The 26,732-nt window shown below is 67.1% G+C and carries 25 protein-coding genes, 1 tRNA gene and 2 pseudogenes; 10 read left to right on the forward strand and 18 right to left on the reverse strand.

Going from position 1 to position 26,732, the window contains the following annotated elements; translation table 11 throughout:
- Window positions 1-46: 46 nt before the first annotated feature.
- From OUO20_RS10490 to OUO20_RS10505, 4 genes are read right to left on the reverse strand one after another with little or no spacing between them, the layout of a single operon-like run.
- Window positions 47-1,009 (reverse strand): ABC transporter substrate-binding protein, encoded by a 963-nt coding sequence (locus tag OUO20_RS10490; protein WP_056394123.1) that lies wholly within the window; start codon window positions 1,007-1,009, stop codon window positions 47-49.
- Window positions 1,006-1,752 carry an ABC transporter permease gene (locus OUO20_RS10495; protein WP_134163750.1) on the reverse strand — a complete coding sequence of 249 codons (747 nt, stop codon included), beginning with the start codon at window positions 1,750-1,752 and terminating at the stop codon, window positions 1,006-1,008. The genes OUO20_RS10490 and OUO20_RS10495 overlap by 4 nt, the downstream gene beginning before the upstream one ends.
- Window positions 1,749-2,462, reverse strand: coding sequence for an ABC transporter permease (locus tag OUO20_RS10500; protein ID WP_018769246.1), 714 nt, complete (start codon window positions 2,460-2,462; stop codon window positions 1,749-1,751). Before OUO20_RS10500 ends, OUO20_RS10495 begins: the two co-directional genes overlap by 4 nt.
- A complete protein-coding gene (locus OUO20_RS10505) occupies window positions 2,462-3,562 on the reverse strand; it encodes an ABC transporter ATP-binding protein (RefSeq protein WP_134163749.1) in 1,101 nt (366 codons plus the stop codon). The genes OUO20_RS10500 and OUO20_RS10505 overlap by 1 nt, the downstream gene beginning before the upstream one ends.
- Window positions 3,563-3,767: 205 nt before the next feature.
- Here OUO20_RS10505 and OUO20_RS10510 point away from each other — a divergent pair, with 205 nt between their 5' ends.
- A complete protein-coding gene (locus OUO20_RS10510; RefSeq protein WP_018769244.1) occupies window positions 3,768-4,784 on the forward strand; it encodes a pirin family protein in 1,017 nt (338 codons plus the stop codon).
- Between the two features lie 52 nt (window positions 4,785-4,836).
- Here the strand turns inward: OUO20_RS10510 and OUO20_RS10515 are convergent.
- Together OUO20_RS10515 and OUO20_RS10520 are read right to left on the reverse strand one after the other, a co-directional pair.
- Window positions 4,837-5,786 (reverse strand): annotated as a pseudogene (locus OUO20_RS10515) (N-acetylglucosamine kinase).
- Window positions 5,787-5,882: 96 nt separating this feature from the next.
- Window positions 5,883-6,857, reverse strand: a complete 975-nt coding sequence (locus OUO20_RS10520; RefSeq protein ID WP_018769242.1) for a LysR family transcriptional regulator — start codon at window positions 6,855-6,857, stop codon at window positions 5,883-5,885.
- Window positions 6,858-6,976: 119 nt separating this feature from the next.
- On the opposite strand from OUO20_RS10520, the gene OUO20_RS10525 reads away from it, so the two are divergent.
- From OUO20_RS10525 to OUO20_RS10535, 3 genes are all read left to right on the forward strand, one after another.
- On the forward strand, window positions 6,977-7,699 hold the full coding sequence (locus OUO20_RS10525; protein WP_268001699.1) for an MFS transporter: 723 nt from the start codon (window positions 6,977-6,979) through the stop codon (window positions 7,697-7,699).
- Window positions 7,699-8,214, forward strand: a complete 516-nt coding sequence (locus tag OUO20_RS10530) for a hypothetical protein (protein ID WP_268001700.1) — start codon at window positions 7,699-7,701, stop codon at window positions 8,212-8,214. Before OUO20_RS10525 ends, OUO20_RS10530 begins: the two co-directional genes overlap by 1 nt.
- Before the next feature lie 138 nt (window positions 8,215-8,352).
- Window positions 8,353-8,856 (forward strand): Lrp/AsnC family transcriptional regulator, encoded by a 504-nt coding sequence (locus OUO20_RS10535; protein ID WP_026265760.1) that lies wholly within the window; start codon window positions 8,353-8,355, stop codon window positions 8,854-8,856.
- A gap of 22 nt (window positions 8,857-8,878) precedes the next feature.
- Here OUO20_RS10535 and OUO20_RS10540 read toward each other — a convergent pair whose 3' ends face one another.
- Window positions 8,879-10,126 carry an MFS transporter gene (locus tag OUO20_RS10540; protein WP_134163748.1) on the reverse strand — a complete coding sequence of 416 codons (1,248 nt, stop codon included), beginning with the start codon at window positions 10,124-10,126 and terminating at the stop codon, window positions 8,879-8,881.
- 170 nt (window positions 10,127-10,296) lie between these two features.
- Here OUO20_RS10540 and OUO20_RS10545 point away from each other — a divergent pair, with 170 nt between their 5' ends.
- Complete coding sequence (locus tag OUO20_RS10545) at window positions 10,297-10,791, forward strand: Lrp/AsnC family transcriptional regulator (protein ID WP_026265759.1); 495 nt, start codon at window positions 10,297-10,299, stop codon at window positions 10,789-10,791.
- A complete protein-coding gene (corA, locus tag OUO20_RS10550; RefSeq protein ID WP_018769237.1) occupies window positions 10,792-11,787 on the forward strand; it encodes a magnesium/cobalt transporter CorA in 996 nt (331 codons plus the stop codon). It begins immediately after the preceding gene.
- Here corA and OUO20_RS10555 read toward each other — a convergent pair.
- The 6 genes from OUO20_RS10555 to galU form a co-directional block, all read right to left on the reverse strand.
- Window positions 11,784-12,476, reverse strand: coding sequence for a Pr6Pr family membrane protein (locus OUO20_RS10555; protein WP_134163899.1), 693 nt, complete (start codon window positions 12,474-12,476; stop codon window positions 11,784-11,786). The genes corA and OUO20_RS10555 overlap by 4 nt on opposite strands.
- 155 nt (window positions 12,477-12,631) lie before the next feature.
- Window positions 12,632-12,784 carry a hypothetical protein gene (locus OUO20_RS10560; protein WP_018769235.1) on the reverse strand — a complete coding sequence of 51 codons (153 nt, stop codon included), beginning with the start codon at window positions 12,782-12,784 and terminating at the stop codon, window positions 12,632-12,634.
- Window positions 12,785-13,318: 534 nt separating this feature from the next.
- Window positions 13,319-13,394 (reverse strand) — tRNA-Ala (locus OUO20_RS10565).
- 131 nt (window positions 13,395-13,525) lie between these two features.
- The gene (locus tag OUO20_RS10570; RefSeq protein WP_144600058.1) at window positions 13,526-14,449 is read right to left on the reverse strand and encodes a hypothetical protein; all 924 of its coding nucleotides are present in this window, start codon (window positions 14,447-14,449) and stop codon (window positions 13,526-13,528) included.
- Between the two features lie 105 nt (window positions 14,450-14,554).
- Window positions 14,555-15,175 (reverse strand): GNAT family N-acetyltransferase, encoded by a 621-nt coding sequence (locus OUO20_RS10575; protein WP_056394144.1) that lies wholly within the window; start codon window positions 15,173-15,175, stop codon window positions 14,555-14,557.
- A 4-nt stretch (window positions 15,176-15,179) separates the two neighbouring features.
- Window positions 15,180-16,085 (reverse strand): UTP--glucose-1-phosphate uridylyltransferase GalU, encoded by a 906-nt coding sequence (galU, locus tag OUO20_RS10580; RefSeq protein WP_018769231.1) that lies wholly within the window; start codon window positions 16,083-16,085, stop codon window positions 15,180-15,182.
- 107 nt (window positions 16,086-16,192) lie between these two features.
- On the opposite strand from galU, the gene OUO20_RS10585 reads away from it, so the two are divergent.
- The 4 genes from OUO20_RS10585 to OUO20_RS10600 all read left to right on the forward strand — a co-directional run bounded on the left by OUO20_RS10585 (window position 16,193) and on the right by OUO20_RS10600 (window position 18,044).
- Window positions 16,193-16,813 carry a 5-formyltetrahydrofolate cyclo-ligase gene (locus tag OUO20_RS10585; RefSeq protein WP_018769230.1) on the forward strand — a complete coding sequence of 207 codons (621 nt, stop codon included), beginning with the start codon at window positions 16,193-16,195 and terminating at the stop codon, window positions 16,811-16,813.
- A gap of 110 nt (window positions 16,814-16,923) precedes the next feature.
- A complete protein-coding gene (locus OUO20_RS10590; RefSeq protein WP_018769229.1) occupies window positions 16,924-17,190 on the forward strand; it encodes an FmdB family zinc ribbon protein in 267 nt (88 codons plus the stop codon).
- Between the two features lie 112 nt (window positions 17,191-17,302).
- Window positions 17,303-17,860 (forward strand): SAF domain-containing protein, encoded by a 558-nt coding sequence (locus OUO20_RS10595; protein ID WP_268001701.1) that lies wholly within the window; start codon window positions 17,303-17,305, stop codon window positions 17,858-17,860.
- Window positions 17,817-18,044, forward strand: coding sequence for a hypothetical protein (locus OUO20_RS10600; RefSeq protein ID WP_268001702.1), 228 nt, complete (start codon window positions 17,817-17,819; stop codon window positions 18,042-18,044). The genes OUO20_RS10595 and OUO20_RS10600 overlap by 44 nt, the downstream gene beginning before the upstream one ends.
- 85 nt (window positions 18,045-18,129) lie before the next feature.
- On the opposite strand, the pseudogene OUO20_RS10605 reads toward OUO20_RS10600, so the two are convergent.
- From OUO20_RS10605 to OUO20_RS10625, 5 genes and pseudogenes are all read right to left on the reverse strand, one after another.
- Window positions 18,130-22,357, reverse strand: a pseudogene (locus OUO20_RS10605) (AAA family ATPase).
- 128 nt (window positions 22,358-22,485) lie between these two features.
- Window positions 22,486-24,075: a glutamine-hydrolyzing GMP synthase gene (gene guaA, locus OUO20_RS10610; RefSeq protein WP_056394155.1), complete on the reverse strand. Its 1,590-nt coding sequence runs from the start codon at window positions 24,073-24,075 to the stop codon at window positions 22,486-22,488.
- Between the two features lie 127 nt (window positions 24,076-24,202).
- A complete protein-coding gene (locus OUO20_RS10615; RefSeq protein ID WP_268001703.1) occupies window positions 24,203-25,195 on the reverse strand; it encodes an IS481 family transposase in 993 nt (330 codons plus the stop codon).
- A gap of 127 nt (window positions 25,196-25,322) precedes the next feature.
- On the reverse strand, window positions 25,323-25,832 hold the full coding sequence (locus tag OUO20_RS10620) for a DUF3817 domain-containing protein (protein ID WP_018769225.1): 510 nt from the start codon (window positions 25,830-25,832) through the stop codon (window positions 25,323-25,325).
- Window positions 25,829-26,719, reverse strand: a complete 891-nt coding sequence (locus OUO20_RS10625; protein ID WP_018769224.1) for an SURF1 family protein — start codon at window positions 26,717-26,719, stop codon at window positions 25,829-25,831. The genes OUO20_RS10620 and OUO20_RS10625 overlap by 4 nt, the downstream gene beginning before the upstream one ends.
- Between the last annotated feature and the right edge of the window lie 13 nt (window positions 26,720-26,732).

Consider the following 26,732-nt stretch of genomic DNA (forward strand, 5'->3'; position numbering starts at 1 on the left):
CGTTAATCAACAGTCCGTACCCTGCCCGTGCGGACAGGGAACCGATTTACTTGACGATGCCCTTGTCCTTCAGCCAGGCGGTTGCTGCCGCCTTGGCGTCCTGCTTCTGGCTGCCGCTGACTGCCCGGTTGAGGTTGATCAGGTCATCCGTCGTGAGCGTGCTGGACACGGAGTTGAGCGCCTGCTTGGCCTTGTCTGTCATCTTGGCCTTGTTGTACAGCGGCAGGACCTGCTGGGCGATGAAGTTGTTCTTCGGGTCCTCCAGCACCACCAGGTCGTTGTCCGCGATGGACGGCGTGGTGGTGTAGATGTCGGCCACCTGCACCTGGTTCTCCAGCAGCGCCTTGAGCGTCACCGGGCCGCCACCGTCGCTGAAGGGCTCCAGCTTCTTGGGGACGCAGTTGTAGTTCTTCTTCAGTCCGGGCAGGCCGTACGCGCGCTCGGCGAACGTGGCCGGAGCCCCCACTACAATCTCGCTGCAGACCTTGGCCAGGTCCTCGATGGACTTCAACTGGTACTTCTCCGCCGTTGCCTTGGTGACCACCATGGCGTCCTTGTCCTCGGCCTTGGACACGTCCAGCACGCCGAGTCCGTCCGGCAGCTTGCCGGGCAGTGCCTTGGCGATGTCACCGGCGGAGACCTCCTTGGCTTCCTTGTCCACGTACAGCAGCAGGTTGCCGCTGTAGTCCGGCACCACGTCCACCGAGCCGTCCTGGACGGCCTTGAAGTAGACCTCGCGGGAGCCGATGTTCGGCTTGGTGGTGGCGGTGATGCCGTTGGCGTTCAATGCACCGGCATACAGCTCGGCGATGATCTGGCTCTCCGGGAAGTCGGCTGAACCCACCACGAGGGAGGTCGCCCCACCCGATGCACTGCCACTGGTGGCCGGCGGGTTCTTCAGCGGATCGGACGACCCCCCGCAGGCGGACAATGCCACTGCCAGGCCAAGCCCGGCGGCCAAACCGCTGAACGCCCGCCTTCCGAGGCGCTGGGGACGGCTATCTTTCATGACTTACCTCCTTGAACAACAGTCTCCGCAACAACGGGGTCTGTGAGATCAACCGCAGCCTCATGGCTGCGGTAGGACAGCTTCGAGGCCCCTTGGGTCAGGAACAGCCTCTGGAACAGGGACAGGACAAGGTCGACGGCGATCGCCAGCGCCGCGATGAGGAGGGAACCTCCCAGCATCTGGGGGAAGTCGCTAAGGACAAGGCCGTCGAAGAGATAGCGGCCCAGGCCACCTAGGTTGATGTAGGCAACGACGGAGACGGTGGCGATCACCTGCAGCACGCCGGTTCGGAAACCGCCGAACATGACGGTGAGTGCGTTGGGCAGCTCGGCCCGGAACAGGACCTGCAGTTCAGTCATTCCCATGGCCCGGGCCGCGTCCACCACATTCCGGTCCACGCTGGAGATGCCGGCATACGTCCCGGCCAGCAGCGGGGGCACGGTGAGGATCACCAGCGCCCAGATGGGAGGCATCAGCCCGATGCCGGCCAGCAGAACGAACAGGATGAGCAGGCCCAGGGTGGGCAGCGCGCGCAGGGCTCCGGCCAGGGCGACGACTGCCACCCGTCCCCTTCCCGTGTGGCCGACAAACAGCCCGACGGGAACGGCGATGGCAGTGGCGATCAGCATGACGAGTCCGGTGTACTGCAGATGCTCCAACATCCGGGCGGGGATGCCCATGCTTCCGGACCAGTGCAGGGGGTCGGAAAGCCAGGCGAAGGTATCTGAAAAGACGTTGCTCACGCTGCTTCTCCCGCCAGGGTGGCGCGCTCCGCAGCGGCGGGCGCAGTGCCGCCTTCATCCCTGCGGCCCCGCCGCGTTCCTGCCCGTTCCCACGGAGTGAGGATGCGTTCCAGCAGGACGAGGACGGCATCCATCAGCAGCGCGAGGATCAGGATGGCGACGATCCCCACCACCACCTCGGTGACGAAGTCGCGCTGGAGGCCATCGGTGAAGAGCATGCCCAGGTTGCCGACACCCAGCAGGGCGGCGACGCTCACCAGCGAGATGTTGCTGACGGACACCACCCGCAGCCCGGCGAACAGGACCGGCAGGGAGAGCGGCAGGTCCACCTGCAGGAACCGGGCCAGCGGCTTGAAGCCCATGGCCTGCGCGGCCTGGCTGACGTCTGCGTCCACGGAATCGAAGGCATCCAGGGCGGCGCGCACCAGCAGTGCCACGGCATAGATGGTCAGGGCCACCACCACGTTGAGGGGATCCAGGATCCGGGTGCCCAGGATGGTGGGCAGGATGATGAACAGCGCCAGCGAGGGGATGGTGTACAGGAGAGAGGAAGCCGTCAGGACCACGGAGCGGAGTGCACTGTTCTGCCGTGCCAACTGCGCCAGCGGAATGGAAATCAGCAGGCCCAGGGCCATGGGAACGAGTGCCAGCACCAGGTGCTGGCCGCCGCGTTCCAGGATCATGCCGGTGTTGGCCAGGAACCATTCCATCAGAGGGCAGCCTGCCGCAACTGGCGCGCCTCTTCGATCAGCGCCAGGACCTCACCGCCGCGGACCACGCCCAATACCGTGCCATCGGTATCAACGGCGACACCGAGGCCCGACGGGGACGACAGGGCCGCGTCAAGGGCCCGCCGCAGGCTCTCTCCCGGACGGAACAGCGACCCACCCGGAACGAGCTCGGTCTCGGTCCCTGGTGCCGACCATCCCAGGGGATGTTTGTCCGCATCCACCACCAACTGCCAGCCACCGGCAGCACTGGCATCAGACTCATATCCGTCCGGAGAGCGGACGATCGTGGGCACGGGATGGATGGCCACGCCGTCGGACGGCGTGAAGCCCAGGTGGCGGAAGCCGCGGTCCCGCCCCACGAAGGATGCGACGAAGTTGTTGGCCGGCGCCCGCAGGATTTCCTCCGGGGTGGCGTACTGGGCCAGCTTGCCGCCGGTGGCAAAGACGGCGACCTTGTCGCCCAGGATGGTGGCCTCGTCGATGTCGTGGGTTACGAACACGATGGTCTTGGCCAGGTCCTTCTGGAGGCGCAGCAGTTCCTGCTGGAGTTCGTCCCGGACAACGGGGTCCACGGCGCTGAACGGCTCATCCATGAGGAGAACAGGCGGATCTGCGGCGAGCGCGCGTGCAACGCCAACGCGCTGCTGCTGGCCGCCGGACAGCTGGGACGGGTACCGCTTGCCCAGGGAGTGCGCCAGGCCCACCACGTCCAGGAGCTCCTCTGCGCGCTTCCGGGCGTCAGCTTTGGAGACGCCGTTCAGCCGTGGAACGGTGGCGATGTTGTCGAGGACCGAGCGGTGCGGCAGCAACCCTGCCGACTGCATGACGTAGCCCATGGAGCGGCGCAGTTCGGCCGCCGGCACCGTGGTGACATCCCGGCCGTCCACGGTGATGGTCCCTGACGTGGGTTCCACCATGCGGTTGATCATCCTGAGCGATGTTGTTTTACCGCAGCCGGAAGGACCCACGAAGACCGTCACAGTGCCTTTGGCAATGGACATGGACAGCCCGTCCACCGCCGGCTGGCCGCCCGGGTACTGCTTGGTAACGCTCTGGAACTCGATCATCGCCTGGTCCATGGTGCGGACTTACCTGTTCTCTTGGACGGGCTGTTGTCAGCACCGCGACATTGCCATCAGCACGCTGATAGTTACGGTAACCCAAACGGGGGCCGGCTTCAGCAGATGAGGCCCTAATCCCCGCAAAGGAATCCCTACTGTAATCATTCGGTACCCCGCTTGGCGTGGATGGGTAGCCGAAGCCGGGCGGGCCTAAAGTGGAGGCGTGACCAACTTGGAAGTTTCACCCCAGCAGGAAGTTTGTCCGCCCGCACCTGCCGGAGGCACGTCGGGCCCGTGCCTGCAGCTGTGGCCCGAACGTGAGGTGCCCCTGGGCGGGGTGCGCGCCATGAACGTCAAGCGCACCCTGCCCCAGCGCGGACTGCCCACCATCGGCGCGTGGTGCTTCCTGGACAGCTTCGGGCCGGACCGTACCGCCATGTCTGTCCTCCCCCATCCCCATATCGGGCTGCAGACGGTGACGTGGCCGCTGGCTGGGCACATCCGACACCGGGACAGCGTTGGCAGCGACGTGGTAGTGCGCCCCGGGGAGCTGAATATCATGACGGCGGGGCACGGGGTCTCGCACTCTGAATTCGCCGTGCTTCCCGACGGCGGGGAGTTGCCGCTGCAGCGGGGCCTGCAGCTCTGGGTGGCCCTTCCCGACGGGGAGAGAAACCGGGAGCCGGCGTTCGAACAGCACCGGGAACTGCCGCGCGTCGCCGGCCACGGCTTCACCGCCACCGTCATGGTGGGTGGGTTTGCGGGCGTCGTGTCCCCCGCGACGATGTTTTCGCCGATCGTTGGCGCGGACGTTTCCTGCGAAGGGGACGCGGTACTGCCACTGGACCCCGCCTTTGAGCACGGCATCCTGGTGCTCGACGGCGGCCTGGCGGTGGACGGGCAGGACCTGCCGGCGGGGCCGCTGGGCTACTTGGGCACCGGCCGAAGCGAACTCCGGATGGAGGCCCGCCCCGGCACGCGGTTCCTGCTGATTGGCGGTGAGCCGTTCGGTGAAGAACTGCTGATGTGGTGGAACTTTGTGGGCCGCACCCACGACGAAGTGGAGCAGGCCCGGGAGGACTGGGAAGCGCAGGCCGGGCTGCCGGATGCCGAAACGGCTGCGGCCAGGTATGGACTGGTGCCAGGCCACGGTCCGGAGGCCGGGGCGGAGGCCGGCCGCATTCCCGCTCCCCCGCTGCCCGGCGTGCGGTTGACGCCCCGTAAGCGCGCCGTCGACTAAGCGCGCCGCCTGGCCCGCTGACGGGCAAGCGCGGTTTGGTTCCTGTCGGCCGTCAGGCCGGTTCGGCCAGGAGTTGCAGGACGCCGAACACCGGTTCCTGGTCCAGGACCCTCACGTCAGTGATGCCGCCTGCTTCGAGGTTCCGGCGGAATGACTCCTGCAGCGGTGCCACGTTCATGCCCAGGCCGCCGCCCAGGATCACCGGACCTTCAATTTTCAGCTGGCCCAGCACCTGCCCGGCCAAGGCGGCAAGGTCGCGGCCGGCCTGCTCCAGCAGGGCTGCACTGTCCTGGTGCCCGGCAGCGGCCGCTTCCACGACATGCCTGGCCTGCTGGGCCCAAAGCGCCGTCCCGTGTCCGGGGAATGGAACAGCGCAATCAGCTTGTTGGGGTGGTCCAGGCCGCAGGATGCCAGGAGGGATGCCGTGAGCTGGTCAATCGGCAGGCCCTGGTTCATCCTGCGCAGGCTGTGCCGGACCGCTTCCCTGCCCAGCCAGTAACCGCTGCCCTCATCCCCCAGCAGGTAGCCCCATCCGCCCGCCCGGGCCTCGCCGCCGTCGGCGTTGCGTCCCCAGGCAGCCGAGCCGGTACCTGCAATGACCGCAACTCCCGTACTGGCACGGCCCGCGGCCAGCAGCAGGCGGGAGTCGTGGACAACGGTGATGCGGGCCTCCGGGACGAGTGGCTGGATCAGGGCCGCCAGGGCGGCGGCGTCCTCGTCGGTATCGATTCCGCCGGACCCTGCGTACACCCGGTCCACGCGGCCGCCACCGATCCTGGCGAAAAGCTCCGCCAGGTTCCGTGCTGCCTGGTCGCGGCTGACGTTCTGGACGTTGGAGCTCCCCGCCGCATCGTCCGCGACGGGCACTCCGTCTTCAAAGCGGATGCCGTGTGTCTTGGTGCCGCCGATGTCCAGGCCGATCGTGACGCCGTGCAGTGGGTTGCCTGGCGAGTCCGTGGCGTGCTGGTCGGGACTGGTGGAGGGGTTCTGGGTGTTCGTCACGTCACAAGGGTACTTGCGTGGCCTGGCTTTGGGGCGCCGCGCCTGCCTTCCGCGGAGGCGCGGCCGCCACCCGCCGTCGTCATCCGGTTCCCCGGGTCAGCGGCCCGCCCTGGTGACCAGCCCGGCCAACAAGCGTGGCCCCTGGGCCACCACCAGCTCGCGGAAGAGCCTGGCGGGAACGGGTTCGGTTTCGGGTTTCCGGCGCCGCCAGCTCACTCCGACTTCCCGGAAGGCCAGCTCCGAGTCCAGCGGCACCTCCACCCAGCCGAGGTCTCCGGTTTCCGGGCGCAGCGTCCTGCCGGGGGCGTCGCCGCCGGGCGGCAGGATGCTGACGCCCAGGCCTGCCGAGACCAGTCCGCGGACCGTGTGTGAATCCTGGCTCTCGAAGGCGATCCGCGGCCGGTATCCCGCCTCGCGGAACAGGGCGTCCGTCAGCGAACGCAGCCCGTATCCGGTTCCCAGCGCCACGAACGGTTCCGTCCGGATATCGGCCAGCCGGGCCATCCGCTGCCTGGCCAGGGGATGGGCGTGATGCACCACCAGCCGGAGCGGTTCCCGGTACAGCGGGGCCGAATCGAGGGTTTTGCCCGCCGGCGCCACGGGAGCGGTGAGGGCCAGGTCCGCTTCCCCGGATGACAGCTCTTCAAGGCATGCGCTCCGGGCGCCCTGGCTGAGCCGGAACCCGGTCCCGGGATGCCGGGCACGGAAGGCGCTGATCAGCAGGGGCAGGGTAGCCTCGCCGAAGGTGTGCTGGAAAGACAGGGACACGGTGCCCCTGACCAGTTCGGACTCGTTCCGGACCAGGTCCAGGCCGGCCTGGAACTCCGCGAGCGCCTGCTCGATGTAGGGCAGCAGGGTGCGGGCTGCGGGCGTCAGGCGGACACCGCGGCCGTCCCGGACCAGGAGTTCGGTGCCGACGGCGGCGCTGGCCCTTGCCACTGCCCTGCTCACCGTCGATTGGGGTAATCCGAGGAGTTCGGCCGTCTCCGTGACGTGTTCGGTCCGTCCCAGCTCGGCGAGTACCGGCATGAGGGGCAGAAGTTGGGCCAATTGTTTCCGGTCCGGTTCCATGGCTGCTCCCTTGCCGGTTCCCGAGCTTTCCCGAAACCGGGAAGCAATCCGATATTGCTATCAGTTTGGCATAAAATATGCATTGGAAGCATTCATTGCCCGGGGACTACGCTTGCTTGATGCCACAGAAAGCGAGCTCCGGCACGGCGGCTTCCCCTCCGTGGAACGGCCATCCCAAAGGGTCCAGGGCCTACGGGCGGATCCTGGCCGGTCTGTCATGCGCAGGGGTTGCAACGTTCGCGCAGCTTTACTCCACCCAGGCGGTCCTGCCCCTCCTGGCGGCCGATCTGCGCGTCACTGCCGCCGAGGCTGCCCTCACCATTTCCCTGGCCACCGTGGGTTTGGCCGCAACCGTGATCCCCTGGTCCTTCCTGGCGGACCGGATCGGCCGGGTGAAGGCGATGATGTGGGGCATCACGGCGGCCACGGTGCTGGGACTGCTGGTGCCCCTGTCCGCCAGCTTCGGCATGCTGCTGGTCCTCCGGCTGTTGGAGGGGATGGCGCTGGGCGGAATCCCCGCCATCGCCATTGCCTACCTCAACGAGGAGGTCAGCAAAGCGCACGCCGCGCTTGCCGCCGGAAGCTATGTTGCCGGGACCACCCTGGGGGACTTTCAGGGCGGCTCGTGGCCGGCCCTGTCGGCGAACTCTGGGGGTGGCGGTCGGCAGCCCTGGCAGTTTCCGTGCTGGCGACGATTGCCGCCGTCGCCTTCCTTGTCCTGGTGCCCCGGGCCAGGGGTTTTGTTCCTGCCCGGGCCGCCGGACTCCGGAGCGCCGTCCGGACGCTCGGGGGCCACCTTAGGAACATCCGGCTGCTGGCCCTGTATGCCCAGGCCTTCCTGATGATGGGCGGGTTCGTGGCCGTCTACAACTATCTGGGGTTCCGGTTGTCGGGCGCCCCGTTCGGGCTGCCGGCCACCGTGATCAGCCTGATCTTCCTGGCCTATCTGTCCGGCACCTTCTCCTCCCGCTGGGCAGCGGGGATGACCTCGAAATACGGGCGCCGGAACGTGCTGCTGGGCGGACTTGGCCTGGCTGTTGGCGGCCTTGCCCTGACCCTCACCCCGTCCCTGGTGCTGATCCTGTGCGGGCTGGTGGTGTTCACGGGCGGCTTCTTCGCAGCCCACAGCATCGGCTCCGGCTGGACGGGCGCCATCGCCAGCACCGGCCGCGCGCAGGCAGCGTCCCTTTACAACCTGGCCTACTACCTGGGCTCCAGCCTCCTGGGCTGGGCAGGTGGCCTGGTCTTCCAGGCCTGGGGCTGGAACGCACTGGCTGGAGCCGTGATCGCCCTGGCGTGCCTCACTGCCGCAACTGTCGCCGTCGTCCATTCCCGCGCGGAAACGGCCGCTGCCTGACTCGGTGCCGCACTCGAATTAACACGCTCCAGCAGCTTCGAGGATAGAGCGGATGTTCGGCAGGACGCGTGCCTGTGGAGCCGATGGTGGAGATTCTGCGGTCTAGGATGAACTAAGGACCGTGTGGAAGGAACCGCCGTGAGTACGAATGCCAGGAACACCAGGCCCGGGGCGCACCTGGAGCCGCTGGATGCCATTGACGAGCGCCTCCTTGCGGCCCTCGTGGCAGACGCCAGGATTTCCAACAAGCAGCTCGCCGAAATGGTGGGTATTGCGCCGTCGACCGCCTTGATGCGCACCCGCGCCCTCTCGGAGCGCGGGATTGTGCAGGGCTACGAGGCGAAGCTGAGCCTGTCGGCCATCGGCCGGTCGGTGCAGGCCCTGGTGGCCGTACGGCTCCGTGCCCACGACCGGGACCAGATCGACCGTTTCACTGCGCGCGTGCCGCACCTGCCCGCCGTGCTGTCGACCTTCCACACCTCAGGTTCGGTGGACTACCTGCTGCACATCGCCGTCGGAAGCACCGAAGACCTGCGGGACTGGGTCCTGGACAATTTGGCTACCGATCCCGTGGTGGGCCACACCGAAACCACGCTGGTCTTTGAACACATCCAGGGCAACCACGGCCCGCTTCCGGACTAGCGCCGCTGTAGATCCACCCGGCTCAGACGGACCCCTGTTTCGTTGCTTTGATGGAAGCGGTGAGGGTGACGGCTGACAGGGCGAGTGCCGCCGAGCCGCACAGCAGGACGAATCCCTGCACCGCTGCCGCCATTCCGAACACGGCGCTGGCCCAGCCCAGGCCGAGGACCGGCACGGCGCTGCCCAGGTAGGTGATGACGTACACGGTGCTGATGATCTGCGCGTGGCGTGCCGGCTCCACCTTGCCCGCCACCTCGTTGAAAACCATCCGGAAGGCCATGCCCTGCCCCAGGCCGGCGGTAACGGCAGCCCCAACGAGCAGCAGTGGGCTGTGCCATGCGCCGGCGGCTCCCAGCAGGATGACGGAGACGCCCAGGACGGCCAGCCCCGCAGGCACGGCCAGGCGCCCGCGCAGGGTCACCAGCTGGCTCAGGGCTGACGCCCCCAGCGGCAGGCCGGCCAGCACGCCGATCAGTGGCCGGGAGTCCGTGCCCAGGACCTGCGCGAAGTAGCCCGGGGCCAGTGACAGGGAGAAGCCAAACACGGCAAAGCTCAGGAAGCCGACGCCGGACGCCAGCCAGAAAGCGCCCCTCGCCTGCCGTGAAACGGAGGGACGGCGCGGGGCAAGGACGTGCAGCGGGCGGGACACTGCCGGCACCATGATGGCCGGGCGTGCGCGGATCAGGTACAGCGGGACAAGGAGCGCGGCCAGCAACAGCGAATGGACGACGTACGGAGCCGTGGTTGCACCGGGAAGCAGCGACAGCAGTCCGCCGATGACGGGACCCGCCGCTACGCCCCCCGAGGAGGCCAGCAGCGTAAAGCGCGATGCCCACTCCGGCCGGGACGGGAGCAGCTCGCGAAGGGCTGCCGCGCTGGCCCCCGTGGCGAGCGCAACCGCCATTCCCTGCAGCGCCCGTCCGGCGCACAGGGCAGCCAGCGTGCCCGCTTCGGCGAAGATCCAGCCGCCCGCCAGTCCGGTCAGGACAGCGACCAGGAGGGCGGCCCGGCGGCCGATATGGTCCGACCAGTGCCCGGCGAGCAGCAGCGTCCCCACCAGGGCCAGGACGTAGCTGGCGAAAGCCGCCGTTACGTCGAGGCTGGACAGCCCGAGGTTGGCCTGCAGCAGGGGGTACAGCGGGGTGGCAAGGTTGGCGCCCACCAGGAGCATGAAGATGACCGCGCCGGAAATCACCAGCCGCGCCGTAGTGGTGGCATTCCATCCGCTGGCCGTGGCCGGGCGCATGCGCAGTTCGCTGAAGACCGTCATTGTGCCGCCTTAGGGGTCGCCGCGGCGGGTGGTCCTTGTGGGAGCCCGGCGCGGATACAACTGTGATGGTTCAAGAATGCGGTACCGCTGCGCCATATCTTTCGACCTTGCAGGGATAATTGAGCAAAATCATCAACTTATGGATCCACGAATGATGGAGAGTGACGATCTTGAACAAACTGGACCCCACGGACCTGAAGATCCTGCTGGCCCTCATCCGGGATCCCCGCATCCAGATCGGTGAGCTGGGCGAGTCCCTGGGCATCGCCCGCAACACGGCCCAGTCACGGGTTCGCCGCCTGCTGCGCAGCGGGGTGCTGCGCCCGGGCGGGCGCGAGGTTGACCTGGAGGCGGTGGGCTATGACGTGGTGGCCTTTGTGACCATTGAGGTCTCCCACCGGGAGCTGGACGGCGTCGTGGCAGCACTGCGGCTCATCCCGCAGGTCCTGGAAGTCCACGAGATCTCCGGCCGCGGCGATGTCTGGTGCCGGGTGGTGGCCACGGACACCCACAACCTCCAGTCGTCCCTGCGGCAGGTCCTGCGGATCAAGGGTGTCATCCGGACAGAGACCGTGCTGGCCCTGCACACCCATATCCCCTACCGGACCGAGCCCCTCATCAGCGGCCTGAGCAGTGCCGCAGCTCCGGCGGCTAGGATTTCCTGAATGACCATCATCGATAACGCCGTCTACGTCAACGGCGTCCGCCATGCAGAGCCCGACAGTCTTGAGCAGACCTTTGAGACCCTGTCCCTGCATGGCGGCATGGCATGGATCGGCCTCTACCGGCCCACGGCGGAGGAAATGGCGGCCGTGGCCAGCGAGTTCGGACTCCATGCCCTCGCAGTGGAGGATGCCGTTTCGGCCCACCAGCGGCCCAAGCTGGAGCGTTACGACGACAACCTTTTCACCGTCCTGCGGCCCGCCCGGTACGTGGACGAGGACGAAACCGTGGAATTCGGCGAACTCCACGTGTTCACCGGCAAGAACTTTGTGGTGACGGTGCGGCATGCGGAAACGGCCGGCGTTGCCAGGGTGCGGCAGCGGCTGGAGGGGCGGCCTGATCTCCTGCGGCACGGTCCCGAAGCGGTGCTGTATGCCCTGCTGGACCGGGTGGTGGATGACTACGCCCCGGTGGTGGCGGGGCTGGAAAACGACATTGACGAGATCGAGGACCAGCTGTTCAGCGGCGATTCCTCCGTGTCCCGCCGCATTTACGAACTGGCCCGGGAGGTCATCCAGTTCCAGCGCGCCATCCACCCCCTGCCCGAGATGCTGGACCAGTTGAAGCGCGGCTTCGAGAAGTACGAAGTGGAAAGCGAGCTGCGGCATAACCTGCGTGACGTGGAAGACCACGTTGAGCGGGTGATTTCCCGGGCGGACTCCTTCCGGGACTTGCTGCAGAACGCCCTGACCCTCGACGGGACACTGACAGCCAACCGGCAGAACGAGGCCAGCGCCGAGCAGAACGAACAGGTCAAGAAAATCTCGTCCTGGGCGGCCATCCTGTTTGCGCCCTCATTCGTGGCCGGGATCTACGGCATGAACTTTGACAACATGCCCGAACTCCATTGGTCCTTCGGCTACCCCCTGGCGCTGCTCCTCATGGTGGCTGCCGGCGGCCTTATGTACGGCATCTTCAAGAGGAAGGGCTGGATCTAGCGGGGCGGGATCACCGTCGCGGGCAGCCGTCCGGTGGCCAGCGCCACCCGCATATTGCCCACCGCGTGCACCATGAGGGAAACAACCAGGAATGCCACCAGAACCTGGCCGGTGGAACCCAGCACCCTCACCCATCCGCCATCGAGGGTTGGGTCAAGGAAGTCGTACACGTACCATCCGTCAAGGCCGCCCCGGATCCACGAAAACGCAAGGAAGGCCACTGGATAGCCCAGCCAGGCGAGGGGCCGCCACCAGGGACCTCGGACCGTCCGGGTGACGAGAATCCAGTCAAGCGCCGCCACCAGCGGGGCCAGGCGGTGGTGGGCAACCTGCGGCCAATACAAATCCCATGTCCACCACGGCTCTTCCGGCGGAGCCACGAGCACGATGTAGATGATGCCCGTCATGACCATGTACAGGACCAGCGCGCCGAACATCTGGTCCCACCACAGCGGCGGCCGGCGTCGCCGCAGCACCCCTGAAATGATCAGGACAAGCCCGAAGACAAGATTTCCCTGCACAGTGAATTCCGAATACAGCTGCGGGACATCCACGTCGTTGCCGGGCAGGGTGGCGTCGAAGGTCTTTTGCACGATTGCGGCCAGCACGACAAGACCGACGCTGATCCGGGTGGCCCGGATCCATGGGCGGTCGGGGTGCAGGGCACGGTTGATGGCAAAGTTGCGCACGACCGGCGGAGCCAGCTGTGGGGGTGCCCTTCCTTCTTCGTGAGGCTCATGGAGCAAGGGTCACGCCGGCAGGAGGAAAAAGACAGGGTCCTTCGACCGCTAACGCCCACCGCCCACCCGGGCCGGTGACAGCCGGTCCGGGCAGGCGGTGACGGTCAGGCGTTGGTTCTGCGCTTCAGCCAGCCCCAGACGCCGGTGGCGACGAAGAGGACCAGGCCGATGATGGCGAGCCAGAGAAGGCCCTTCACGACGAAGCCGACGATGGACAGGATGAGCCAGAGGACAAGAAGTCCGATGATGATTCCCATGAGGCCCACTCTAGGCCCCCACCCATCGGATCGGGCCTGCATCCGGGGGCGTTTTGCCTATGGGAACGGTAACGCGTCCCGCGGTTCCGTCCACCACCACTGTTTGCCCGTTCACGAGGGTGCGGGTTGCGGACCTACCTTCCAGCTCACTGCGTTTGGCGGCGCGGGCCAGCACACGCCGGCGGTGCCGCTCCTTCTCCGCCGGCGGCAACGCCCCGCCGTCGGGCATTGCCGCAAAGTTCCTCGAAGCGCAGGTGAGTGACATCCGTGGGCCCGGCCAGGACACCGGCTTCCGTGAGGCGCCCGCCCAGCGTATGCGGCGGCACCGGAAAGCCTCCGCGCAACAGTTCGCCCACGTTGGCGCCCTTTGCCCGGTCTGCGGAAGCGGCTCGTTGCATCAGGGCCACGGGAAGGGACGAGCGAGGGAAGGATCCGCGGAGTCCACCCGCGGACAGGAATCGCCCCGGCGGTGGGCACCTGCATTTGAAAAGGAAGGCAAACCAGGTGTTCTGGCTCTGGCAACACGCCTGCAAATGGTGGAGCTAAGGAGATTCGAACTCCTGACCTCTTCGATGCGAACGAAGCGCTCTACCAACTGAGCTATAGCCCCGGAATCGGCCGCAACCTGCAAGGCGTTCCAGGATGGTGCGGAACCGGTGTCCCTAGGCTACAAATTTTCCCGGCCCAACGCCAATTGACGCTCCGGCCGGCCGCGGGATCCCAAGGCGCGCCGCCCAAACTTTACGCGCGCCGGCGCTGAAGAACGTCGTCGAGGTTGCTCAGCGCGCTCTGCGCCTTGGTCAACTGCTGATCGGCCACCTGCTGTGCTTCCGCGGACTCCGCTGCCTGCACCCCGGCAGCGCCCTGCTTCAGGGACGGCTTGCCAACTGCCTTGGGCGCCTCAGGAAGTTCAAGAGGCTGCGGCTCCGGGCGCTTTGCCTTGGCTGCGTCCACGTAAACGGGCTTGGGGACTTCCACCGGCTCCCAAGGGGTTCCCGCCGGAGTGGCCGGGGCCGCCTCTGCAGCACTGGTATCGCCGGCAGCCACCGCGACGGCGAGGGCTGCTTCACGAAGCTCAACTGCCGTGAGCCGCTTGATCCCGGCCTGGCCTGCCTCGGCATCGAAAAGCGGGCTGTCCGGCCGCGCGGGGGCGGCCTCAGGTTTTGGGGGAATCGCGTCGGCCGTCTCCGGGCGGCGTGCAGGCGCACTCATGGCCGAGCGGAACGCAGCATTGACCTTTGCCTTGCGGTCGCGGACGGCGAGCATACGCAGCAGCGCCACCGACCCGACAGTCAGCACCGTGCACAGGATCGGAAGGGCAGGCGAACCGATGCCAAAGGCAGCCAGGATCCCGGAAATGAATGCCGTGACAAGGGAGAGCAGCCCCACCAGGGCCAGCGCGGTCCGGCCGTAGCGGATGCGGAGCCGGGCCGGAGGCGGGGTGCTGGCAGCGCCGGCACCGGGTGCCGGACTCTTCCTGGGTTCCATGGCTTTCTCCTGCTGGGCGGCGACGTTCAAGACCAGGCCGGCGTGCGGATCCGGCCCCTCATCGGCGGGGGCGTCTGCCAGGAAGTCGACGGCAGGCTGGAACTGGTGCCGGCGGTTCCGGAGGACGTAAGGGGCAACCCATACAATCCAGAGCGCGACGGCAACCACGAGGATCACTGAGCTGCTAAGGGGGAAGTCCACACTCAAAACCGTATGAGCATCATGCCTGCTCAGGCCGCATTAGCCCCGGTGTGTCGTGCCCCCTCTGGCAAACCGTTGGATTTATGACCGGCGCGAGGCCAGCCAGGGGCCCAGCAGGCCCTCCGGGACTTCTTCCGCGGTGAGGGCGAAGGAACGGTGGTCGGCCCATTTGCCGTTGATGTGCAGGAAACGGGGCCGGTACCCCTCGTCCCGGAATCCCAGCTTTTCCACCACCCGCAGGCTGGGTCCGTTCTCGGGCCGGATATTGATTTCCATCCGGTGCAGGCCGAGGGTCCTGAAGCAGTGGTCCGTCACCAACGCCACGGAGGTGGGGGCGATCCCCCGTCCAGCCCGTGCCTGGTCAACCCAGTAGCCAAGGGTTGCCATCATGGCCGAACCCCACACGATTGACGACACGGTCAACTGGCCCACGATGGCGGGGCTGCTGAGGCCCGACCTCCACTCGGTAATAAGGAAGGGCAAAGCTGTGGCCTGCGCGGCCTGCACTTTGAGCGACCGGACCATGTGCCGGTAATCGGGCAGCCCACCGCCCGGATCCGGATTGGAGGCCTCCCACGGCTGCAGCCACTCACTGTTACGCGAGCGCACCTCCATCCATTCATTCTTGTCGCGGTACCGGATGGGCCGCAGGACCAAGTCGCCGCACTCCAGGGTGACCGGCCAGATGGGACCACTGCGCATGGCGCTAGCGGGAAAGGTCCGAGGTGAAACCTGGCAGCCATTCCCGCAGGCCCGGGCCCAGGTCGTCGCTGTCGATGGCGAGCTGGATGCAGGCCTTGAGGTAGCTGAGTTTGTCGCCGGTGTCGTAACGCCGGCCCCGGAACACGACCCCGTACACCCCGTGCCCTTCACCATCACCGGAGGCAAGTTCCTGGAGGGCATCCGTCAACTGGATTTCCCCGCCCCGGCCCGGTTCGGTGTGTTCAAGGACGCCGAAGACGGCGGGGTGCAGGACATAACGCCCGATCAGGGCCAGGTTGGAGGGCGCTTCCTCGGGTGACGGCTTTTCCACCAGCCGGTTGACGCGGACGTAGTCTTCGCCGTCGATGTCCTGGATGTCCGCACAGCCGTAGGCGCTGATCTCCGACGGCTCCACTTCAATCAGGGCGACGACGGACCCGCCGGTTTTGGCCTGGACGTCAATCATCGTGCTGAGCAGTTCGTCGCGGGCGTCAATCAGGTCATCTCCCAGCAGGACAGCGAAGGCTTCGTCACCCACGTGCTGTTTTGCGCGGAGCACCGCATGGCCCAGGCCGTGGGGGTCGCCCTGCCGGACGTAGTGGATGTCACCCAACTGGCTGGCCGCCTGGATGGACGCCAGCTTCTCCGTGTCCCCTTTGTCCTCGAGCGTTGACTCAAGGGACGGCACGCGGTCGAAGTGGTCTTCCAGGGCCCGCTTGTTGCGGCCCGTAATCATCAGGATGTCGTGGAGGCCCACGTGGACGGCTTCCTCCACCACATACTGGATGGCAGGCTTGTCCACGACGGGGAGCATTTCCTTGGGCATCGCCTTGGTGGCTGGCAGGAACCTGGTGCCCAGGCCCGCGGCGGGAATGACGGCTTTGCGGACTCTGGGGTTACTGGTGTTCACCGGTCTAATCTAACGTCAGCGTCAAGCATTTCAGTAACCACCGGAGCGGCAAGCCCGTGCCGGTGCGGGAAGAACCTCCCAATACGGGGCATTGCAGGAAGGACACCATGCTGCAGGAGACCAACGCAGTCAAGGACGGCATCAGGGCCGCCCACCGCCGGCGGCGGGCAGCGCTGACGCCGGCGCAGCTCGAAGCTGCCGGCGCGGCCCTGGCCGTCCATGGGGAAGCATGGGCGGGGACGGTCACAGGGAAGCACGCCTCGATAGCCTGCGTATACCTTGGCGTGGGACACGAACCGCCCACCCTGCCCCTGATCAACGCCCTGCATCGCAGCGGCCATCAGGTACTGCTTCCGGTGTGCGAGGAAGGCCGCGAATTGAGCTGGGTGTTCTGGACGCCGGAGACCAGCTTCGAGCGCAGCAAATATGCACCAATCCTGGAGCCCACGGGGCACCGTCACGGGCCGGAAACGGCCGGTGGCGCAGCGGTGCTCTTTATTCCGGCCACCGCAGTGGACCTTGCCGGCAACAGGATCGGGCAGGGCGGAGGCTACTACGACAAATTCCTGGGGCACCTGGCTACGGCAGGGAAGGAAATTCCCCTGGCCGCTGTTATCTACGATGACGAATTGCTGCCCGCCGGCCGGATACCGGCCGAGAAGTTCGACCGACCGGTCCCGGCCGTCCTGGCCCCGTCCGGATACCGGCCATTGGCGGGCAACGCCTGAGCCCGTCCATTCGGGCACAGTGATAGAATTAGCACTCAGGCCCTGCGACTGCTAACGGTTTACCCGGTGGCAGCACGGGACCTCTCGTTTGCCCAAGAGGAGGAGCACCAGTGCCAACATATGCTTACGCCTGCAAGGATTGCGGCCACGCCTTCGACATTGTCCAGTCGTTCTCGGACAGCAGCCTGACGTCCTGCCCGGAATGCGAGGGCACGTTGCGCAAGAAGTTCAACAGCGTCGGTGTCGTCTTCAAGGGCTCGGGTTTCTACCGCACGGATTCCCGCGATTCCAAGGGCAGCTCCGTCTCCCCCGCACCCGCAGCGACGCCCGCTGCCACCCCCGCCGCGTCGGCGCCGGCAGCAGCTGCCGCCAGCTAAGCAGCCCAGGACTTTACGACGGCGGCCGGACGCTCCCTGCGTCCGGCCGCCTTTGTCCACATAGCCGCCGTCCGGGCTCCCGTGCCGCTTTGGCGTCACCTAGCGTGGGCGCATGCCAGTACTCTTCCGACGTCGCCGCGACGGTCTCCGGTTCCCCAGCCATGTCCATGCTGCAGGTGCCCGTAACATCCCCCGCCGCCCCGGACGGCGTCCCCTGCACTCGCGGTTTGCCGGCTGGCTCAGCCGCAACCGACGCCTCGTAGCGGCCCTGCTCTTGTGCGCAGCTGCAGCAATCGCTGTCCAGCAACTCACTCCCGCCCCGCTCACCACCGTCACGGCGCTGTCCGCTGCCCGGGACCTGCCCGCGGGAACAACGGTAACGGCAGCAGACCTGGCCCAGGTCCAGGTGCCGCCCGGGATGGTGACCGACGGCTTCCTCCGGGATGGATCCGCAACCGCAGGCAAGCAGCTCGCAGCGCCGCTGCGGAAGGGCCAGCTCCTCACCGACGCCCAGCTGCTGGGCCCCGGGCTCCTGGCAGGGACGCCCCCGGTTCGGCCGCGGTTCCCCTGCGGATGGCGGATGCCTCATCCATCCAGCTGGTCTCCCCGGCCAGCTGGTCAACATTGTGCTGACATCAGCCAACGGGTTCGACCAGAAGAGTCCCTCTGAGGTCCTGGCGTCTGCCGTCCCGGTGCTGTGGACCTCGAACAACGGCGGCCAAGGGGGTCAATGGCTCGGCACCACCGAGACCGATGGACTGATCGTGGTGGCAGCCACCGCCGAACAATCACTGCGCCTGGCCGGCGCCTCCACCCAGGGCAGGCTGTTCTTCGTCCTGGTCGGGCCGCCCTGACCTCAAGCGTGGCCCGGATGATGTGGGTCAGCCCCAGTGCGGCGGTTTCTGTTCCTTCAACCAGGTATCGTGATCGTCCTCCCGGTCACCCCAGCTGCGGGCGTCGTCTTCCGCCGCCTTGCTCGGGAGGATCTCGTCGGTGCCCCCGCTGCCGGCCGCGCCCCGGAGAAGGCACCGGCGCTGCGGAATCCGCGGGAGCGGCACCGCGGTCAGTTCCGGCTGCGGCCCCGCTCCTGTTCGCGCCGCCGTTCTTGTCCAGGTCGTCGTTCCTGTTCGAGCCGCCGTTCTTATCCAGGTCGTCGTTCCTGTTCAGGTCGTTCGTGTTCCGGGTGTTGTTCTCGTTCTGGCGCATGTCTTCCTCGGGCCTGTCTTTCCCAGGCTGGTCTTCTCTCGTCGTGGCACCCGCTTCCCTTGTCCCCTGGGCGCGCCGGCCTTGGCTGACAGCCTCGGAAGGCAGGTAGGAAACACCGGCAGCAGGCGCCCCATCAATTCCGTGAAGTGCGTGGTTGAAGTCATCGTCCAGGAATCCTGTGCTGGACGTGGTCCGGCCCGGAAGCACCATCTTCTCAAGTCCCAGGTAACCGGCGATGCGGTCCGCGCAGGACGAGGGGTCCGTGAAGACCTCGATGGTCCACAGCGGCATGTACCGCCATCCCAGGCGTTCCAGCAGTTGCGGCCGCAGCCTGCTGCGCTCACGCACGCTCATGGTGCGGTACTGGGCCGTGCCGTCGGATTCGATGGCCACGGGCCGCGGGAGGTCGGGGTCGTCCTGGCCCATGGTGTTCAGGGGATCCGCCGCGGCAACCACGTCGATGGCGCCGTCGTACTGGTGCCAGACCCTGGCGCCACGGGCCCGCAGCCGGTCCCCCAGGTCCGCTACCAGCGGGTCCGCTCCCAGCGCCTGCTCGCTGGCCGCGGCACGGGACGCGGGAGTCCCGAGATCGGTGTTGCCGGAAATTTCCCGGTCCAGCAGCGTATAAAGATCCACCGCCCCGTGGGTGAGCCTGGTGTGGTCCAGGTCCTCCGGCCGGAAGCAGGTGAGCACGTGCATGGAACGGCGCGCCCGGGTCATGGCCAGGGCAAACTTCTCCCGGCCGCCCTCCGCGGAGAGCGGCCCGAAGTTGTGCAGGGCGCGGCCGTGCGGGGTCCGCCCGAATCCGGGCGAGAAAATGACGTGGTCGCGGACCAGGCCCTGGGCGCGTTCAAGGTCAACTACCCGGAAAGATTCCGGCCCGGCGCCGAAGAAGCCGGCCAGGCCCGGCTGGTTGGACAGCTGGAGCCTGATGGATTCACCAATCCTGGCGGCGTGCCGCAGGCTTGCGGTAACCACTGCCAGCGACGTTCGCGGGCGCAGGCGGGCGTGTTCGAAGACGAGCTCCACCACGCGGTTGACCTCGGCCACCACGGACTCCACGCCTTCGTCGCCGGCACTGGGCAGGCCCGTGCCGTCCGGCAGGTATTCCACCAGCAGCGACCGGTCCAGCCCCGTGGCCGACTGGCCTTCCGGCAGCCGGCGCAGGCCGCCGTCGTAAAAGTTCTTGCTCAGCTGAAGGACCAGGTCCTCGTCCACCGCCCGGTACACCACGTTGAGCCGCCACACCGGAAGCACGGCAGACAATGCCGTGAAGGCACTTTCCACCCGGTGGTGGGCCGACTCGCCGGGCGCCAGCCGTTCCACCCCGACGGTGAAGGTCCGCGGCGTGGCAATGCGCGAGTCGCCAAAGGCAATCACCTGCCGTGCACGGGCGATTGCCGGCAGGACAGCCTGAAGCGAGGTGGCTTCCGCATCGAGGATTACGACGGCGTCGAAGTGCTGTTCCGCCGGAAGCAGGCCCGTCATCAGGTACGGGCTGACAGACCAGACGGGAACCAGGGTGCCGATCAGGTCCGGAGCCTGTGCGGTAAGGGCCGGCAGGGAGACCCGGCCGTCCTTGAGCAGGCTCCGCAGCAGGTCGGCCTGGCGGGGCTGGGCAGCGATGGCTGTGCGCCACCGTTCCGCCAGGTCCCACCGCAGGCGGGCGGCGCCGCTGGCAACGTGGGCGTTGTCCGCCAGCCGGTACTCTGCCTCAAGCTGGCGCAGCGCGTCGCCGTCGGACATGGCCAGGTAGTCGTCACCACTGATCATTGCCTCAAGCGCGGACTGCCACCAGGCCAGCTCCAGCTCGGCGGCAACGGATCCCTCCGGGACTTCCCGCTCGGCGAGGTCGGCCAGGAGCTCGCCCAGGCCGTGTTCGCGCATGTTCTCGACCAGGAGGGTGCGCTCGGGCAGGGTCTTAAGCGTGTCGGTGTCCGCCACCAGGCGCTCCAGGCGTTCCATCAGCCGCGCGTAGGGAACGGTGGACAGCGAGCCGCCGCCTTCCGTGTGCCGCAGCGCCTCACCCAGCTGTGCCAGTTCGCCGTCCAGGGACCGGTACATGGCAATCATTTCGGCCAGGCCGGAAGGTACGGCGGGGTGCCGCTGCGTGGTGGCGTAGCCCGCCCACAGGGCGCGCTGCTCCTGCACCAGCACCAGGGATGAGTGCAGGTCTGCGATGTGGACGCCCGGGCGCACGTATTCCTTGGCGACCCGGCGCAGCCTTGAGCGCTGCATGGCAGTCAGCTCGATGCCGCGCTCACGCCGCCAGGCGGACGGCGCGGTGGCGGAAATTAGGTCCGTCACGGGCCGGTCAAAGATGTCCGGGGTGAACTTGTCCAGGCTTCCGCGGACGGCGACCAGCAGTTCCAGCTGCTCGCCCCACTCGGCGAATGATTCGCCCAGGCGGATTTCGGCGTGCTCCGCAACGGCGTCCATGCGGTCGCGGAGGAGGGGAAGGCTCTTGGCGACGGAGCGGACCAGGTCCTGCGCTTCCTCCGTTTCCTTGCGGGTCAGCAGCCGGGCCCCGTGCCAGGGGCTGGTGGTGGCCGCCTTACTGAAGCTGCCCAGTTCCGCGGCGCGCCTGAGCCTGCCGGCCAGCTCCTCGCGGTCCCGGATGCTGTCCAGGACGCTGCGCTTGAGCCGGACGGTGGTGGCGGGCGCGGGGTGGATGGAGGTGAGCTCCGCGAGTGACTGCATGGCCTGGTAGGGCGAGCAGCCCCAACGCTCGCGGACGTTGTGGAGCGACGCCACGTGGTCCATGAGGGCGTGCCGGTGTTCCACCAGGGTGTTGTGGAGGTTCCCGAGCTGGGGTTCCAGTGACTTTTCGTTGCGCACGATCGCCCGGAGCAGCTGGCCCTTCAGCTGCTGCGCCGTGACGTTTCCGGAGAGCTGGAACAGGATGGACTCCAGCCCCAGCGACTCCAGATGCCCGGAGACCTCGTTGAGGCTGGCGCGGCGGTCGCCCACCACCAGGACAGTCTTGCCGGCGTCCACCAGGGCACCGATGGTGTTGATGGCCGTCTGGGTCTGCCCGGTGCCGGGCGGACTGCTGACCACCAGGGAGTCTCCGGCGCGGGCCGCGTCCACGACGTACTGCTGGTCAGTGTCCGCATCCAGCAGCAGCAGCTCGTCCTTGGGGTGCCTGTTGTCCAGGTGGGGGAAGCGGGAGGGGTCGGGTTCCTCCACGTCCACCACTTCGCCGCCGGCAGCAGTTGCCAGCGCGGACACAAGGGGATGGGAGTCGTTGATCCAGGGATCGTCGAGGTTGCCGGAGAGGTCGGCGAACGTGGAAACGAGCAGGTTGTGCTGGGTTTCCGCGCCGTGGATGGGCCGGATCAGGGTGGCCAGCCGGTCCAGGACAGGCTGGGGGTCGAACCGGGCGGTGCTGTAGGCGAGGCGGGTCACGGCGTTGACGTCAAAGACGATCCCGTGGATGTTCTTCAGGTGCCGCACCAGGGCCGGGTTGATGTGCGCCTGCTCGGTGAGCTGCAGTTCGAAGTCGTCCTCCCCGGCCGTACCGTGAGGGAGATGGCGGTCAGCATGACCGGAGCGGACACCCGCTGGGGTTTGCCGCCGACGGCTGACGTCCACACCACAGTGCCGGCGGACAGGTAGCCGGCATCGATGCCGCGGTCGTTGGCGAGCTCGAAGATCTTGGACCGGATGTTGCGCGAAGCGCGGGCCGCCACCACATACTGCTGCCGGTCACGGATCAGGGTGGACAGGCGTGTGCGGCGCCCGGCCATGAGCTGGGCGAGCCCGGAGGGTGTGCCGACGTAAGGTCGATGGAGCCTTCGGGTGTCTTGGTGAAGCGCAGCATCGTGTCCGCGCCGGTAACGGGTTTAAGCCCGGACAGCCATTTGCGAAGCTCTTCCGAGCCTTCCGGGTGGCCTTGACCAACTGACACTTCTGCCTTCTTTTCTGCGCTTGCACGTGACGTCCTGGACCATACCGGCATAGATTCGAGAGTAGCCGCTTCGGCGCCGGACTTGAGCGACCGCAACACTGGAGCACGGGAAATTGCCGGGATTCATCCGGGAAAAGCAGCGGCCGGCCCCCGCTGGCGGAGGCCGGCCACTTAGGATGCTATTCCCATTCGATGGTTCCCGGCGGCTTGCTGGTGACGTCCAGGACCACCCGGTTGACGCCGTCCACCTCGTTGGTGATCCGGCCGGAGATCCGGGCCAGGAGATCGTAGGGCAGCCGCGACCAGTCGGCCGTCATGGCGTCCTCGGAGGAGACGGGGCGAAGCACGATGGGGTGGCCGTAGGTACGGCCGTCGCCCATGACGCCCACGCTGCGGACGTCCGCCAGCAGGACGACGGGCATCTGCCAGACCTCGTTGTCCAGGCCGGCTGCCGTGAGTTCGGCGCGTGCAATGGCGTCTGCCTTGCGCAGCAGGTCCAGCCGCTCCTTGGTCACTTCGCCGACAATCCGGATGCCCAGGCCGGGGCCGGGGAACGGTTGGCGGCCAACGATTTCCTGCGGCAGCCCCAGCTGGGCACCCACTGCGCGGACCTCGTCCTTGAACAGGGCGCGCAGCGGCTCAACGAGCTCGAACTGCAGGTCCTCGGGGAGGCCGCCCACGTTGTGGTGGCTCTTGATGTTCGCGGCACCTTCGCCGCCGCCGGATTCGACGACGTCCGGGTACAGGGTGCCCTGGACCAGGAACTTGATCTTCTCGCCGTGGGCAGCGGCCTCGGCGATGATGGCCAGTTCGGCTTCCTCAAAGGCGCGGATGAACTCGCGGCCGATGATCTTGCGCTTGGTTTCCGGATCGCTGACGCCTGCCAGGGCCGAGAGGAAGCGTTCCTGTTCGTTGGCGACGTACAGCTTCACGCCGGTGGCGGCCACGAAGTCGCGCTCCACCTGCTCCGCTTCGCCTTCACGCAGGAGTCCGTGGTCCACGAACACGCAGGTGAGCTGGTCGCCTACGGCACGCTGGACCAGGGCTGCCGCCACTGCGGAGTCCACGCCGCCGGAGAGGCCGCAGATGACCCGTGCATCCCCCACCTGCTGGCGGATGCGTTCCACCTGCTCTTCCAGGATGTTGCCGGTGGTCCAGTTGGGCTCGAGCTTGGCGCAGTTGAACAGGAAGTTCTCCAGCACCTGCTGGCCGTAGGCGGAGTGCTTGACCTCCGGGTGCCACTGCACGCCGAAGAGACCCTTTTCCTCGTTGGCGAAGGCAGCTACCTCCGCGCCCGCCGTCGTCGCCAGGACTTCGAAGCCTTCCGGCGCCTGGTGGACGGAGTCGCCGTGGCTCATCCAGGTCTTCTGGTGCTGGGGCATGCCCTCAAGCACCGAGCGGCTGTCACCGAGGATGGTGGTTTCGGTGGATCCGTACTCCCGCAGGCCGGTCTTGTCCACCTTGCCGCCCAGGGCGTTGGCCATGGCCTGGAAGCCGTAGCAGATGCCAAAGACGGGGACGCCGGCTTCGAAGAGGTCGGCACCCACGCTCGGGGCGCCGTCGGCATAGACGCTGGAAGGTCCGCCGGACAGGATGATGGCGGCGGGATTCTTGGCCAGGAGCTGCTCGGTGGTGTAGGTATGCGGAACCACTTCCGAATACACATTCGCTTCCCGGACGCGGCGGGCAATCAGCTGCGCGTACTGGGCACCGTAATCAACAACCAGCACCGGCTTCTGGGAAGTTTGGGATGCAGTGGGAGTAGTCACCGTAATAGCCTACTTGGCGCCGTTGCACCGGCGCACCTTGAGACGCCGTGCTGTGACGGAGCAGACGTACGACGGCGGGCGGCCGCCGCGAGGGGCCAGGCACCTCAGCGGCCGGCAGCCCGGAGGGCTAGTTGTACTGCCCAGGCAGGTTGGTTAAGCGGCTGATGGGCGGGTGGCCTCCGATTGCGGTGTGGGGCCTGTGGTGATTGTAGTGGTGCAGCCATGCCGGGAGGGCGTTTCTGCGGGCTGATTCCGTGGCGTAGAAGCGCTTGAAGGCCCACCCGTCGGCAAGGGTTCTGTGGAAGCGTTCGATCTTGCCGTTGGTCTGCGGGCGATATGGCCGGGTCTTCTTTGCCGTGATCCCCAGTTCTTGGCAGGTGTCCCGCCAGAGATGTGATTTGTAGGCCGCCCCGTTGTCAGAGAGAACCCGTTCCACGGTGACGCCGCGGGCAGCGAACCAGGACACAGCCCTTTGCAGGACTGCTACTGCGGTGGCCGCTGTTTCATCGTCATGGATCTCCGCGTAGGCGACCCGTGAATTGTCGTCAATGACCGTGTGTACGTAGGCGGTCCCGATCAGCGGGCTACGGTGTCTGCTGCGCGGCTTTGACGGAGTCGCAGCACGGTTCTGCTTGCCTTGCTGCCGCCCGACGTAGCGCCAGCCGCCGCCGTCGGGGATGTTGCCGAGCTTCTTCACATCCACATGGATCATCGCTCCGGGAGTCACGTGCTCATAGCGGCGGATGACTTCTCCGGTGCGCTTGTCCACGTGATGCAGGCGGTTCAGCCGGCACCGGACCAGGACCGCGTGCACGGTCGAGGCCGGCATGGCCAGCTTCGCCCCGATCGCGACCGGTCCCAGCCGTTGCTTCCAGCGCAGGTGCACAACTTTGCGCACCAGCTGCTGCGGCGTCCGGTTGGCCACCCGGTACGGGCGGGAGGACCTATCAGCCATACCGGCCTCACCCATCGCGGCGTAACGGGCCGCCCACCGTTTCGCGGTCGGCCAGGAGCAGTTGAACTGCTCGGCAGCCCGGGATACCGGCCAGCCGTGGTCAACGACCAGACGCGCGACGCGTAAACGTTGGCGCGGAGTCAAAGCGGCATTAGCGTGGGACATGAGGACCTCCTGGTCGCTGCAGCGGTTGTCTAAGCAACTCCACTGTGCAACCGGAGGTCCTCACCTTTGGCTCAACGACTCCAGCGAGTCATCACATTCACCGAACCAACGTCCCTGGGCAGTACAGCTAGTACCGCTGCGGAGCCTGCGGGTTGGCAGCGAGTTCGGCCTCCGCCTCGGCGTGGAACTTCTTCTCGACGATGAAGGACAGGAACGGCACCACGCCGCCAAGGGCCAGCAGGACCAGCTTCAGGAAGGGCCAGCGCATGAGGGACCACAAGCGGAAGTTGGAGATCAGGTAGACGACGTACATCCAGCCGTGCACGATCAGGACCGTAACGGAGACGTTCACGCCGTTCAGTACTCCCGGCGGCTCGGCGTCCGCGAACCCGAAACCGAACGGCTGGCCGGTCACGGCGTTGGTGCCGCCGGCGAACAGGTACTGCCCGAAGCCGTACCGGGCCACGAGTTCAGCGCACAGCAGGAGCAGCATGGTGCCGGTGAGGTAGGCCATGACCTTATAGAACTTCAGGGCCGACCGGATCTGGGCCTCGGTGCCGCCGAAGCGGCGCTTCCTGCCGGACGTCTTGCCGCCGGGAGCCTGCGGGGACGGGGTGGCCGGTTTCGGATCAATCATGGCTGTACCTTCTGCTGGGACTGGTCAGGCTGCTGGTGCTGGTCAGGCTGGTGCGGGGGAAGCTGGTGCGGTTCGTGCGGTTCGTCCTGCTCGGAACCTTCGGCGTCATCGAGGGCCTCCTCGAGGTCCCGGTGGTAGTCGTCCTTGACCAGCCGCCACCAGATGAAGAGGGCAAAGCCGGCGAAGACGACCCACTCGATGGAGTAGAAGAGGTTGAGCCAGTTGATGTGCTGTGCCGGCGGCTGGGGGCCGATGTCCAGCGGCAAGAGGTTGCCGGGTACGGCCGCGGCACTCACGTCCTGGCCGCCCACCACCTCTGCGGTGGCCGAGACGAAGCCCGGGTAGCTGCTCACGTCCCAGTAGTTGATGAGCTCGGCCACGGAAACCGCCGACGCCTCCCCCGGCTTTGGCGCCTTTCCGGCCACCGGCGCCTCGGACGGCAGCAGCCGTCCGGTCAGTTCAACCGGGCCCGACGGCGGTGCTGCCGCGTCCCGCGGGTCAGCCACCCACCCGCGGGCCACCGGGATCCAGGTCTGCGGTGTTGCGGCGGCTCCCGTCAGTGTGGGCGCGCCGTTGACGGCGAAGGCCGACACCACCCAGTAGCCGCTTTTGCCGTCGTGAAGCCGGCCCGGAACCAGGACCTGCTTGTCAGCGCTGTACGTTCCCTGGGCGGTGACCATCTGGTCCGCGACGCTGCCGTGGAAGAACTCGCCAGGCTGGAGCGTGCTTGTCAGCGGCTGGACCTGTTCGGTGGCCGGATTGACCGGCACTTCGGGTTGGGTGGAGCGTCCGAACTGCCATTGGCTCAACAGCACGAAGACCCCGGAGAGCGCGATCGCGAAGATAAAGCCTGCGATCCATCGGGGTTTAAGGGCTGTTTTCCACACGTCTTAACCGTAC

It is taken from the genome of Arthrobacter sp. FX8 (genome assembly GCF_026723805.1).
Classification (GTDB): domain Bacteria; phylum Actinomycetota; class Actinomycetes; order Actinomycetales; family Micrococcaceae; genus Arthrobacter.

Bases quoted from the DNA above. Each gene is read 5' to 3' on its own strand.
- OUO20_RS10490 (WP_056394123.1), bottom strand. From the start codon at position 1,009: ATGAAAGATAGCCGTCCCCAGCGCCTCGGAAGGCGGGCGTTCAGCGGT.
- OUO20_RS10500 (WP_018769246.1), bottom strand. From the start codon at position 2,462: ATGGAATGGTTCCTGGCCAACACCGGCATGATCCTGGAACGCGGCGGC.
- OUO20_RS10505 (WP_134163749.1), bottom strand. From the start codon at position 3,562: ATGGACCAGGCGATGATCGAGTTCCAGAGCGTTACCAAGCAGTACCCG.
- OUO20_RS10520 (WP_018769242.1), bottom strand. From the start codon at position 6,857: ATGGAACCGGACCGGAAACAATTGGCCCAACTTCTGCCCCTCATGCCG.
- OUO20_RS10525 (WP_268001699.1), top strand. From the start codon at position 6,977: ATGCCACAGAAAGCGAGCTCCGGCACGGCGGCTTCCCCTCCGTGGAAC.
- OUO20_RS10530 (WP_268001700.1), top strand. From the start codon at position 7,699: ATGATGGGCGGGTTCGTGGCCGTCTACAACTATCTGGGGTTCCGGTTG.
- OUO20_RS10540 (WP_134163748.1), bottom strand. From the start codon at position 10,126: ATGACGGTCTTCAGCGAACTGCGCATGCGCCCGGCCACGGCCAGCGGA.
- corA (WP_018769237.1), top strand. From the start codon at position 10,792: ATGACCATCATCGATAACGCCGTCTACGTCAACGGCGTCCGCCATGCA.
- OUO20_RS10560 (WP_018769235.1), bottom strand. From the start codon at position 12,784: ATGGGAATCATCATCGGACTTCTTGTCCTCTGGCTCATCCTGTCCATC.
- OUO20_RS10575 (WP_056394144.1), bottom strand. From the start codon at position 15,175: ATGCGCAGTGGTCCCATCTGGCCGGTCACCCTGGAGTGCGGCGACTTG.
- OUO20_RS10585 (WP_018769230.1), top strand. From the start codon at position 16,193: ATGCTGCAGGAGACCAACGCAGTCAAGGACGGCATCAGGGCCGCCCAC.
- OUO20_RS10595 (WP_268001701.1), top strand. From the start codon at position 17,303: ATGCCAGTACTCTTCCGACGTCGCCGCGACGGTCTCCGGTTCCCCAGC.
- OUO20_RS10615 (WP_268001703.1), bottom strand. From the start codon at position 25,195: ATGTCCCACGCTAATGCCGCTTTGACTCCGCGCCAACGTTTACGCGTC.
- OUO20_RS10620 (WP_018769225.1), bottom strand. From the start codon at position 25,832: ATGATTGATCCGAAACCGGCCACCCCGTCCCCGCAGGCTCCCGGCGGC.